Raw genomic sequence first — 12448 nt, 5'->3', positions numbered from 1 at the left:
CCGGTTCTCCTGCGAAGACCGGAGAACAGGAATCGCGAAAACCGCAAGCCGTTGTCTTGCTTGGCTCTGGATTCCCGCTGGAACACGGCAGACGCGAGGGGCCCCGGCAGTCCCCCGCAGCGGGGTGACGCCGCGCAAAACCCCCGCTAAAACCCCGTCATGCTTGAAATGCGCCCTGACTGCGAACGCTGCGGCACCGACCTCCCCGCCGACGAAGCGGGTGCCTTCATCTGTTCGTTCGAATGCACCTTCTGCGCACCCTGCGCCGAGAAGCTTGACGATCGCTGCTCCAATTGCGGCGGCGAACTGATGGACCGCCCGGCGCGGGTAGACGAGGCGCTGGCGCGGCACCCGGCGGGCACCGTGCGCTATCACCGGCAGGCGGAGGCGAAGGGCCGCGGTTGACGGCCGGAGCGCCCATCAGGCCTGTTCTACAACCGCCGTTTCGTACGACGATCCCCGCGTCATGTCACTTGAACCCGCATCTCTGTGCGATCGCGACTGTTCGGTTCGACGGCGACCGGAGGATGCGGATCGTGCAGGCGGTTACCCCTAACTTCCCCCTAACCTTCCAGCTGCGATGCCGCCCATGACCCCCCGCATTCTTGTCATTGCAGGATCGGATTCGGGCGGTGGTGCCGGTATCCAGGCCGACATCAAGACCGTCACGATGCTCGGCGGCCACGCAATGACCGCGATCACCGCAATCACCGCGCAGAATACGCGTGGCGTTCAGGCGGTGATGCCTGTGCCGACCGAGATGGTGCTTGCGCAGATCGATGCCTGTTTGTCCGACATCGGCGTGGATGCGGTGAAGATCGGGATGATCGGATCCGCCCAAACCGCCGATGCGGTCGCGGACCGGCTCGAAGCGCTCGACGTGCCGGTGGTGTTCGATCCGGTGATGATCGCGACCAGCGGCGCGACGCTCGCCGACCCCGCGACGATCGCGGCGTTCACGCGTTTGATGCGGATCGCCACAGTGGTCACGCCCAACACGCCCGAGCTGGCGGCGCTTGGCGGCGAGGCAGCGGTCCTGGCGCATGGCTGCCGGTTGCTCGCCAAGGGCGGCCATGTCGAAGGCGCCGACGTCGTCGATCGCCTAATCGGCCCGGACGGGGAAATCACACGCTGGTCCGCCCCGCGAATCGAGACGACCAGCACGCATGGCACCGGCTGCACGCTCGCCTCGGCGGTTGCGACCCTGCTCGGCCAGGGGCAGTCGCTGCCACAGGCGGTCGAGGCGGCGCGCACCTTCGTGCGGCTGGCGTTGCGTGATGCGCCCGGCCTCGGGGGTGGACACGGTCCGATGGGGCATCAGGCGGTCAGGCTCGACCTCGGCGCGGATCTGCGGCTCAACCAAGTGACCGTGCGCAGCACCGATCACGCCGCATCGCGTGCCTTTTATGCGGCCCTTGGGCTTCGCCAGATCGTGGAAAGCGCAGACCATTACGCGCGGTTCGAGACAGCAGGTGGTGCGACGCTGTCGATCGAGCAGAAAGCGCAGGCAACGCTGTTCTTCGAATGCGACGACCTCGATGCCACCGTCGCACGATTGCAGGCGGCCGGGATCGTCTTCGATCAACTCTCGACCGACCAAAGCTGGCTGTGGCGTGAGGCGCGGCTGCGCGACCCTGCGGGGAATATGGTCTGTCTCTACCATGCTGGCGAGAACCGCCGCTATCCGCCATGGCGGTTGCCTGATGCCTAGCCTCAAACACGAAAAACTCTGCCTTGCACCCGTTGCGGGTGTCGACGAAGCGGGACGCGGTCCGCTCGCCGGGCCCGTCGTCGCCGCCGCGGTGATCCTGCCCTCCAAGGGCATCCCGCGCGGAATCAACGATTCGAAGAAGCTCTCCGCCGCCGAGCGGCTGCGACTTCACGACCGGCTGCGCGACTGCGCGACGGTCGGGATCGGGATCGTCGAGGCGGACGAGATCGACGTGCTCAACATCTATTGGGCGACGATGAAGGCGATGACGCTGGCGGTGGAAGCGCTCGGCTGCGCGCCGGGCCATGTGTTGGTCGATGGCAACCGCTTGCCCAGATGGGATTTCGCCGCCAGCCCGATCGTGAAGGGCGATGCCATCAGTCTGTCGATCGCCGCTGCCTCGATCATCGCCAAGCACACGCGCGACACGCTGATGCTCGATTATGCCAAGGCCTACCCGCACTATGGCTGGCACAGCAATAAAGGCTACGGCGCCCCGGATCACTTGCGTGCTTTGCGTGAACACGGACCGTGCCCGCTCCATCGGCGCAGCTTCGCGCCCGTTGCGGCGTCGTTTGATCTGTTACACACGCTGAGCCAACCCTGAGCATCGGAAATTAGGATATGAAGCGCCTCGGCCCCATCCTTATCGGCGCGTTCGTGCTGCTGGGTACCGACGCCTCGGGGCAAGTCCCCTCGCCAAAGCCCGTGACCAACCCGGCGCTCGATGCCTATGCCAGCGGCGTGGACTCGGTACGGTTGGCGGACGGTCGGACGATTCATCTGACCTGCATGGGTACTGGCAGCCCGACCGTGATCCTGACTGCCGGGTTGGGCGATTGGGGCGTGTCGTGGAGCTTGATCCAACCCGATATCGCAAAGCACACCCGCGTCTGCGCTTGGGATCGTGCCGGGTTTGGGTTGAGCAGCCCGAGCGAGGCGACGCAAACCGTCGATGCCACCGTCGCCGACCTCGAAGCCGCGCTGCGCCGGGGCCGGATCGCCGGGCCCTACGTGCTGGTCGGGCATTCGATGGGGGCGTATGAATCGTTGCGCTTCGCCGACCGGCATCGCGGTCAGGTCGCCGGGATGGTGCTGGTCGATCCGAGCTTCCCGGGCCAAGCGGCGCAATTTGCGCGCGAGCTTCCCGCTTTTACCGCGGCTGGTGCCGAATATGAGGCGGGCGGCCTGCGCGCGATGCGGCATTGTGCCGATCTGGTCGGCGGTGCCGATCATAGTTCGACCGAGGTCAGTCGCTGCGTGAAATATCCGGCGGACTTCCCGCCGCTGCTGCGCGCCACCATCACGCAGCGCAGTTATGACCCCGCGCGGTTCCGCAGCCAGGTGTCGCTGAGTGAATCGTTCGACCGGAGCAGCGCGATGGTGGTCGATCCGCGCCGACGGTATGGCGCAATGCCGCTGCGCGTGTTGACCGCATCGGATGGCCCGGACCTGCCGCCCGACTTGGTCGCCGCGCGCGCCGAGCTGCCCCGCATGGCGGCGATCTGGAGCGAGGAGCATGATCGATTGGCGGCGCTGTCGACGATCGGCACCAACCGCATTGTCAAGGGTACCTCGCATTACATCCACCGAATCAAGCCCGAGCGCGTCGTGGCTGAGGTCGACGCCGTGATCGACGCGGCCCGCGCGAAATCCCCGCGCAAATAGCGTCGGCCCGAGTCTTTTGCGTCACACCCCAGCGGTTGCGCCTGTGGATAAGTCCGGACTCAACATCTGGTCGCCTTCCCGAAATGTTCTGCAAGGCAAACGAATCTGCGACGAATCTGGTTAACGCATCGCCCCTTGACGCGAGTCCCCAGATTCGCAGGGATGCGCGCGACAGTGAATCAGGGGCGGCGGTTATGGGCGTGTTGGAAAAGATAAAGGTCGGCAAGCGCCCGACGATCGTGCCGATGGCGGAGCTTCCGCTCGACCAGATCCTGCGCTCGGACTGCATCGCCGCGATGCGTGCGCTCCCGGCCAAGTCGGTCGACATGATCTTCGCCGACCCGCCCTACAATCTCCAGCTCGGCGGCGATCTTGCGCGTCCCGACGGCAGCCATGTCGATGCAGTGACCGACGCATGGGACAAGTTCGACAGCCTCGACGCCTATGACGCGTTCACCCGCGCGTGGCTGGCGGAAGCCAAGCGAATCCTCAAGGACAATGGCGCGATCTGGGTGATCGGCAGCTATCACAACATCTTCAAGGTCGGCGCCGCGATCCAGGATCTCGGCTACTGGATCCTCAACGACATCGTGTGGCGCAAGTCGAACCCGATGCCCAATTTCAAGGGCACGCGCTTCACCAACGCGCACGAGACGCTGATCTGGGCGTCGATGGGCGAGAAGGCACGCTACACCTTCAACTATCGCAGCATGAAGACGCTCAACGACGAGCTCCAGATGCGCAGCGACTGGGAGTTCCCGGTCTGCGGCGGGCCCGAGCGGTTGAAGAAAGACGGGATCAAGGTCCACCCGACGCAGAAACCAGAGGCTTTGCTGTACCGTATCCTCCTTGCCTGCACCAAACCCGGCGACGTCGTGCTCGACCCGTTCTTCGGGACCGGCACGACCGGTGCGGTTGCCAAGCGGCTTGGTCGGCGCTGGATCGGGATCGAGCGCGAGCCCGACTATATCGCTGCTGCGGAGGAGCGCATCGCCGCCGCGCTCCCGCTCGACGAGAGCATGCTCAAGACGATGCAAAGCCCCAAGGCCGCGCCCAAGGTCGCGTTCGGGGTGCTTGTCGAGAACGGCTTCCTCACCCCCGGGCGGTTCGTGGTCGACGCCAGACGCAAGCACCGCGCGATGATCCGCGCCGACGGCAGCCTGGAAAGCCTGTGCGGCGCGACGGGGTCGATCCACAAGCTAGGCGCGACCTTGCAGAATGCACCGTCGTGCAACGGCTGGACCTACTGGCATTTCGAGACGGGCGAGGGGCTGAAGCCGATCGATGCGCTGCGGCAGGAGTATCTGCTCGCGACCCAACCGTAAGGCCCGACCGGGCGCGCTCCCGACATCGCCCGAACTTGCCTGCCCGATAAAGGCCGCTACGGTCACAACGATGTACAAGCCGTTCGTTACCCTCGCCCTCCTCCTGCTCGCGCCGACCGCGCTCGACGCGCGCAGGACTGACCCAAAGCCTGCCGCTGCCCAGGTCGGCACCGGCATGGTCAGCGCCGCCGACCCGCGCGCCGCCGCGGCGGGCGTCGAGATCCTGAAAGCCGGCGGCAGCGCGACCGATGCCGCAATCGCGACGATGCTCGCACTCAACGTGGTCGAACCGCAGAATTCGGGCATCGGCGGCGGCAGCTTCATGGTCCACCACGATGCGAGCGCCAACGCGACGACCAGCTTCGACGGACGCGAAGCCGCCCCCGCCGCCGCCGACGCACGCTGGTTCTATGGCAAGGACGGCCAACCCCTCCCGTTTACGCAAGCGGTTCCGGGCGGGCGCAGCGTCGGCGTACCCGGCAACCTGCGGATGATGGCGCTCGCGCACAAGCGTTACGGCGTGCTCCCCTGGGCTCGCCTGTTCGCCCCCGCGATCAAGCTCGCGCAGCTCGGCTTCACGGTCACGCCGCGGCTCCACAACGGGTTGGCCCGGTTCAGTGACCGGCTCGATCCCGCCGCGCAGGCGCGGTTCTTCCCCGTCGGCGATCAACCCGTCGCGGTCGGCACGATCTTTCGCAACCCCGCACAAGCCGCGTTGTTCGCAAAAATCGCCAAGCGGGGCCCCGACGCCTTCTACAAGGGCGCGGTCGCGCAGCAGATCGTGAAGGCGGTCAACACCTCGCCGCGCAACCCGTCCAAGATGACGCTCGCCGACCTCGCGGGTTACCGCGCGAAGGAACGTGCGCCGATCTGCGGCACGTACCGCGTCTACAAGATCTGCGGCATGGGACCGCCGGGATCGGGCGGGATCGGCGTGCTGATGATCCTCAAGCAGCTTGAACGCTTCGACATGGCCGGCCTCGGCAAGACCAGCCCGGTCGCGTGGCATCTGTTCGCCGAATCCGAACGCCTCGCCTATGCCGATCGCGACATGTATCTCGGCGACCCCGACAAGGTCGACGTCCCCGCCAAGGGCTTGCTCGACCCCGCCTATCTCGCACAGCGCTCCGCGTTGATCGCGCCCGACCGCACGATGCCGAGCGTCAGCGCGGGCACGCCCCCCGGCGCCCCGCCGCGCCAGCTCGCGCCCAATGCCGACGTTCCCGGCACGAGCGATCTCGTCACGGTCGACCGGCGCGGCAACGTCGCCGAAGTCACCACCACGATCGAAAGCTATTTCGGCTCAGGCCTTTCGGTCGACGGCGTGCAGCTCAACAATGAGCTGACCGACTTCGATTTCGTGCCGGAGAAGAACGGCAACCTCGTCGCCAACCGCGTCGCCGGGGGCAAGCGCCCGCGCAGCTCGATGTCGCCGACGATCGTCTATAACCCCGACGGATCGGTCCGCATCGCGATCGGCGCGGCGGGCGGCTCGACGATCATCGCGCAGGTATCCAAGGCGCTGATCGCGGTGCTCGACTGGAAGATGAGCGCGCAGGATGCGATCGGCCTCGGTTTGCTCTATGCTCCGGGCCAGACCGCGGCGGCGGAAAAGGGCACGCAGCTCGACGCGATGATCCCGGCGCTCCGCGCGCTCGGCGAACGCGTGGTGAGCGCGCCGCTCGGGTTGAAGGCGAATGCGATCGAACGCGTGGATGGCCGCTGGGTCGGTGCGGCCGATCCGCGTAGCGAAGGCGTCGCGATCGGCGAGGACGGGCGCAGGACCGAGATCGTCCGGGTCGGCGCGCTCGCCAACCGTCCGCCCGAATAAGCCGTCCGAAGACACACGCGCAGTCGAACACGACGCGCCAAAGGGAGAGACCGATGCGTACTCTTGAAACCTTCCCCAACCTCGTTGCGATGTTCCTCGCGCGTGTGACCGAGCAAGGCGACGCGCCGTTCCTCTGGCACAAGGCGGGCGGCGCCTGGCGCTCGCGCAGCTGGACGCAGACCGCGCGCGAAGTCGCCAGCCTGTCGGCGGCGCTGAAGGCGATCGGGCTGGTGCCGGGCGACCGCGTCATGCTGGTGAGCGAGAACCGTCCCGAATGGTGCATCGCCGATCTCGCGATCATGGCGGCGGGGTGCATCACCGTGCCGACCTACACGACCAATACCGAGCGCGACCACACCCACATCATCGAGAATTCGGGCGCGAAGGCGGTGATCGTCTCGACCGCGAAGCTTGCGAAGACTTTGCTCCCCGCCGCGATCCGCGCGTCGACCGCCAAGATCGTGATCAGCATCGAGGATCTGCGCAGCGGCCAGCAGGGCGCGCTCGAATTCCACCATTGGGACAAATTGCTCGCGGACCATGCCGCCGAACCCTCGACGATCCGCACCACGGCGACGCGCGACGATACCGCGTGCATCATCTACACCAGCGGCACCGGCGGCGCGCCGCGCGGGGTGATGCAGCATCACGGCGCGATCCTCCACAATGTGTTCGGCTGCTGCACGATCATCTCGGAGGATTTCGGCTGGGACGACGAGATCTTCCTCTCGTTCCTGCCGCTGAGCCACGCCTATGAACATAGCGGCGGGCAGTTCTTCCCGATCGCGCTGGGGTCGCAGATCTATTATTCGGAAGGCCTCGACAAGCTCGCCGCGAATATCGAGGAAGTCCGCCCGACGATGATGGTGGTCGTGCCGCGACTGTTCGAACTGCTCCGTGCGCGCATTTCCAAGGCGGTCGAGAAACAGGGCAAACTCTCGACCTATCTGCTCGGGCGGGCCGAGGCGCTCGGGAGCAAGCGGGCGGCGGGCAAGGCCGGGCTGCTCGACAAGCCGATGGATTTGTTGCTGGCGGCGACGCTTCGGCCCAAGATCCAGAAGCGCTTCGGCGGGCGGATCAAGGCGATGGTCTCGGGTGGCGCGCCGTTGACGCCCGAGGTCGGGACCTTCTTCGACGCAATCGGAATCACGGTACTGCAAGGGTATGGGCAGACCGAGTCCGCGCCGGTCATCTCGTGCAACCGGCCCAAGGTCGGGATCAAGATGGACACGGTCGGCCCCCCGCTCCCCAACACCGAGGTGCGCATCGCCGAAGACGGGGAGATCCTCGTGCGTGGCGAGCTGGTGATGAAGGGCTATTGGCGCAACGACGCGGAGACCGCGCGCGTGCTCAAGGACGGGTGGCTCCACACCGGCGACATCGGGGTGATCGATACCAAGGGCCGGATCCAGATCACCGATCGCAAGAAGGACATCATCGTCAACGACAAGGGCGAGAATGTCGCGCCGCAAAAGGTCGAGGGGATGTTGACGCTGCAACCCGAGATTTCCCAGGTGATGCTGTTCGGCGACCGGCGGCCGTATATGGTCGCGGTGATCGTCCCCGATCCCGAATGGACCCAGCAATGGTGCGCGCGGAACGGTGATGCGTGCAACTTCGCGCGGCTGGCCGAAAACAGCGAATATCGCACAGCGCTCGGTCACGCGGTCGAACGCGTCAATGCCGAACTGTCGCTCACCGAACGGATCCGGCGCTTCGTGCTGGCGGACGAGCCGTTCGGGATCGAGAACGAGCAGCTGACCCCGTCGCTCAAGATCCGGCGGCACGTGTTGAAACAGGTGTATGGCGCGCGGCTGGAGGGGCTGTACAAGTCCTAACATACTGATGCGTATCCGTTTTAAATCCGACCACCGGTGGTGGCTGGACGTACGTCGGGGCGGATGCGAGGATGCCGTCACCATCCGCCATATCCGGACATCGCCCATCGTGTCGTATCAGCCTTCCCTGCCCGACCCCGCCGAACACGCGCCGACGCACCCCAACCGCCGCACGATGATCGGCGGCATGGCCGCGCTTGCCACGATCCCGGTCTGGTCGGGCACGGCGGCAGCCGCGATGACCGAACCGACACTCGAACGGCTGTCCCCGCTTGCAGACCGCTTTCTCGCGCCGGGCACCAGGATCGAGACGATCGCGAGCGGGATCCGCTGGGCCGAAGGTCCGGTGTGGATCCCCGCGAGCAACGCGCTGTTGTTCTCCGACCCTCCCGCCAACCTGATCCGTCGCTGGACCCGCGCAGGCGGTGTCACCCCGTTCCTGACGCCCTCGGGGCTCGCCAATCCCGACCCCAAGCTGTTCCGCGAGGCAGGATCGAACGGGCTTGCGCTCGGTCGCGACGGCGCGTTGGTCATCGCCGATAGCGGCAGCCGCGCGCTGATGCGCTACGACTTCGTAGCCAAGAAGCGCGCGCCGCTGGTCGATCGCTATCAGGGCAAAAGGTTCAACAGCCCCAACGACCTCCACATCGCGCGGAACGGTGCGATCTACTTCACCGACCCGCCGTATGGGCTGGTCGACGGCGCCACATCGCCGCTGCGCGAGCTACCGCACAACGGTGTGTACCGATGGACACCGGGCGGAGAGGCCGTGCTGATCGACGGCACGCTGACCTATCCCAACGGGGTCGCGCTCTCGCCCGACGAGCGAACGCTCTACGTGTCGGTATCGGACGACAAGGCACCGCGGATCATGGCCTATGACCTCGACGCGCGTGGGCTGCCGCTCAAGCGGCGGGTGTTCTTCGATGCGTCGGTGCTCAAGGGACCCGGCCTTCCCGACGGGATGAAGGTTGCGGCAGACGGGACGCTGTTCTGCAGCGCGCCGGGCGGGTTCTACCTGATGACCCCCGAAGCCGAACCGATCGCGCGGTTCGCGCATGGCGGACCGATCGCCAATGGCGCGTTCGGCGAGGGCGGGAAGACGTTGTTTTTGACCGGGAACGACCGCGTGATGCGGGTGCCGCTGGCGAGATCGGCGACGGCGCGGGGGTAGCGGCTCGACCGTTCCGCGAAGTAGAACCTTCCCGGCGTCACCCTGAACGCGTTTCAGGGTCCACCGCGCAGCAAGTCCGATCCGGGCCCATTGCGCGGTGGATGCTGAAACGAGTTCAGCATGACGGAAGGAATGGGAGCGGCGTTACTTCGACTTGGGCACCACCTGCATCGTCCAATCGCGCTCCGGACGCAGATATTTCGCCGCGGTTTCCTGCAACTGCGCGGCGGTCATCGTCGAAATGTCGCTGTAAAGACGCATCAACGCGACGATTCGCGCCGGATCATAGGTCGCCCCGTCGAGCTGGTTCATCCAGAACTGGTTGCCGGTCGATTGCCGCATGATCGATTGCTGCATCGGCCCGATCGTCCGCTTCAGCTCATCCGCGTCGACCGGCTTGGACACCAGCTCCTCTGCGATCTCGCGCGACAGCTTGAAGAACAGCGGGACGTTCGACGGCGCTACCTGCCCGATCGCCAGAATGCGCCCGCCGCCCGGCTGACCCACCGGCCAGCTGCTCGACACGTTCGGGCTGTAGCTCGCACCCGCCTGCGACCGCAGCCGGTCGAACAGCCGGTCGCTGAAGATCGCCGCGAGCACGTCGAGCCGTCGCGCATCGGTCAACCCGGCGACGCCGCTGCCGGTCGGCCAGGCGATGACTGCCGCCGCCTGATTCTCGGGGCCGTCATGCGTACGGACCACCGGAGTCTGGTTGTGCGCGGGGAAGCGGACCGGGGGCGCGACGAAATTGGGCGTCGCAGGACGCGGCGGGAGCGCGCCCAGCGTCTTCTGCACCGCGGCGATCGCGACGTCGGCCTTGATGTCGCCGAACACCATCACTTCGACCGGACCGGTCTTGAGCAACGGCTCCCACAAGGCGCGGAAGTTCGCAGGGGTCGTCCCCTCGATCGCGGGCAGGCTCGGCGTACCCCAGCGCGGGTCGCCATCGTGCAGCAACCGCTCCAGGTCGCGCTGCAACACGCCGTCGGGCGATGAACTATACCCTGGATAGGCCGATACGGCGACGCTGCGCGCCCGCGCGACGGGCGCCGGATCCCAACCCGGCGACGAGATTGCCGCCGCGATGATCCGCAACTGATCGGAAAGGTCGGTCGGCGAGGTCAGTGCGTTGTAGGTGAAGGCATCCTCGTCGATCCCGAAATCGAGGCCGATCCGCCGTCCCGTCGTCAACGCATCCAGATCGCCCTGGTTGAGCTTGCCGATGCCGCCCGCGGTCAGCGCGAGGTCGGCGGCCCACGCGGGCGATTCCTTGTCGACCGGCAACGCATTGTAGCCATTGCCGAACCGCACGCGGACATAGACCCGGCTATCCTCGGACGTCGTCGGATACACCAGCACGCGGACGCCGTTCGACAGCGTATATTCCTGCATGTCGAACGGCTTGATCGGGGTGGTCGACGCGATCGTGGCGGGCGCGCCGAGCTTGGGCAGCTTGTCGAACGAGACCGCACCCTGCCGCCGGCGTTTGGTCGCCAGCCCCTTGACGTTGGCCTTCAACGCATTGGCGAGCGAGGTCTCGATCCCCTGCTCCGCGGTCGGCGTGGAGATGAGCGCGCGCGGCGGCGTCCCTTCGAAGATACGACGGGTCGATTCGAGGATCTTGTCGGGCGCGAAGAAGCCTTTCGCCACCGCATCCTCGAACACCTTCTGGATCACCGCGGGCGAGGTGGTCGTCTCGCGGATGTCGACCGCCTGGACCATGTCATCGGCTTCCTTCGCGCCCGCTTCGGCGCGATAGGTGTCGACCTGCGTGCGGAACTGGACGCGCTGCTCAGCGAGTTCGCGCTCGACTTCGGCCTTGGTCGGCGGCGTTTTCTGCGCATCCGCGATCACCGCGCGGACATCCTTGAGCGCAGGTTCCCACGCATTGCCGACCGGCAAGATGGTCACGAACGTGCCATTTGCGGAGCGTGACGGATCGTCGAGCCGCACCGCCGCGGCGATGAAGCTGCCGCCCGAGCGCGCGAGCGTTTCAAGCCGGCGGTTGATGATCGACAGCCCCAGGAAGTCGACGAGGCGCTTCTGGTTGAAGATCACCGTATCGTCATTGTACTGCCACGGCCGCAGGATCGCCATTTCGATCCGGGAGGCGATGCCGGGTTCGACCACCGCCTTGGTGGTCGGCTGCTTGGGATCGGGCTTGCCGAAATCCGGGTCGTTGGGCGCCGCACCAGTCCCGCGCCAGTCACCGAAATTCTTGGCGACCATCGCCTCGAGCTGTGCCGGATCGAAATCGCCCGCGACGACCACGACCGCACGTTCAGGGCGGTACCAGCGATCGTGGAACGCCTTGACGCTTTCCGCAGTCGCGGCTTCGAGCTCCTTCACATGACCGATCGGCGAACGATCCGCGAGCGGCTGCCCGGCGAAGAAGGTCGCGTTGAGGGCGTTGACGAAACGCACCTGCGGCCCCGGGGCCTCGCGCTGTTCGGCAAGCACGGCCGGGCGTTCTGCGTTGAGCGCGGTCGGGGTGATGTTGGGGCGCGACACCATGCCCGACAGGATCTTGAGGCTCTCGTCGATCCCGGCGGCAGTCGCGCTCGGCAGATCGAGCTTGTAGACGGTCTGCGTCGTCGTGGTCTGTGCGTTGGTGTCGGACCCGAAGGTCGTGCCCATCCGCTGCCAGATCCGCTTCGCCTCGCCATCGGGCACATATTGCGATCCGCGGAACGACAGATGCTCGATCATGTGCGCATAGCCACGTTCGGCATCGGTTTCGTACAGCGAGCCGACGTCCATCCGCACCCGCACCGCGATCTGGCCCGGCGGGACGCCATTCTTGCGCACCGCGTAGCGCAGCCCGTTCTTGAGCGTGCCGAACTTCCATTCCGCATCCGGGGTGATGTCGCTGCCCTTGTACAGCCACGCATCGCGGTTCGC

The 12448-nt window shown here is 66.3% G+C and carries 9 protein-coding genes; 8 read left to right on the top strand and 1 reads right to left on the bottom strand.

The genetic code is table 11. The features are described from left to right. Positions 1 to 159: 159 nt before the first annotated feature. From QBJ92_RS17205 to QBJ92_RS17170, 8 genes are all read left to right on the top strand, one after another. Positions 160 to 405, top strand: a complete 246-nt coding sequence (locus QBJ92_RS17205) for a DUF1272 domain-containing protein (protein WP_277970919.1) — start codon at positions 160 to 162, stop codon at positions 403 to 405. A 184-nt stretch (positions 406 to 589) separates the two neighbouring features. Next, entirely contained in the window at positions 590 to 1711 is a 1122-nt protein-coding gene (thiD, locus tag QBJ92_RS17200; protein ID WP_277970918.1) for a bifunctional hydroxymethylpyrimidine kinase/phosphomethylpyrimidine kinase, read from the top strand. Then, positions 1704 to 2318 carry a ribonuclease HII gene (locus QBJ92_RS17195; protein ID WP_277970917.1) on the top strand — a complete coding sequence of 205 codons (615 nt, stop codon included), beginning with the start codon at positions 1704 to 1706 and terminating at the stop codon, positions 2316 to 2318. The genes thiD and QBJ92_RS17195 overlap by 8 nt, the downstream gene beginning before the upstream one ends. A 17-nt stretch (positions 2319 to 2335) precedes the next feature. Further along, complete coding sequence (locus QBJ92_RS17190) at positions 2336 to 3379, top strand: alpha/beta fold hydrolase (RefSeq protein WP_277970916.1); 1044 nt, start codon at positions 2336 to 2338, stop codon at positions 3377 to 3379. 194 nt (positions 3380 to 3573) lie between these two features. Continuing rightward, positions 3574 to 4704 (top strand): site-specific DNA-methyltransferase, encoded by a 1131-nt coding sequence (locus QBJ92_RS17185; RefSeq protein ID WP_277970915.1) that lies wholly within the window; start codon positions 3574 to 3576, stop codon positions 4702 to 4704. A 70-nt stretch (positions 4705 to 4774) separates the two neighbouring features. Next, positions 4775 to 6535, top strand: a complete 1761-nt coding sequence (gene ggt, locus QBJ92_RS17180) for a gamma-glutamyltransferase (RefSeq protein ID WP_277970914.1) — start codon at positions 4775 to 4777, stop codon at positions 6533 to 6535. A gap of 53 nt (positions 6536 to 6588) precedes the next feature. Beyond that, on the top strand, positions 6589 to 8373 hold the full coding sequence (locus QBJ92_RS17175) for an AMP-dependent synthetase/ligase (protein WP_277970913.1): 1785 nt from the start codon (positions 6589 to 6591) through the stop codon (positions 8371 to 8373). Between the two features lie 175 nt (positions 8374 to 8548). Continuing rightward, positions 8549 to 9547 (top strand): SMP-30/gluconolactonase/LRE family protein, encoded by a 999-nt coding sequence (locus tag QBJ92_RS17170; RefSeq protein WP_431358429.1) that lies wholly within the window; start codon positions 8549 to 8551, stop codon positions 9545 to 9547. Positions 9548 to 9691: 144 nt separating this feature from the next. On the opposite strand, the gene QBJ92_RS17165 is transcribed toward QBJ92_RS17170, so the two are convergent. Then, positions 9692 to 12448: M16 family metallopeptidase (locus QBJ92_RS17165; RefSeq protein WP_277970912.1), on the bottom strand; the 2757-nt coding region annotated here is incomplete at its 5' end.

Source organism: Sphingomonas echinoides, from assembly GCF_029623395.1.
GTDB lineage: Bacteria > Pseudomonadota > Alphaproteobacteria > Sphingomonadales > Sphingomonadaceae > Sphingomonas > Sphingomonas echinoides_A.
This window is presented reverse-complemented; position numbering and strand designations above follow the sequence as displayed.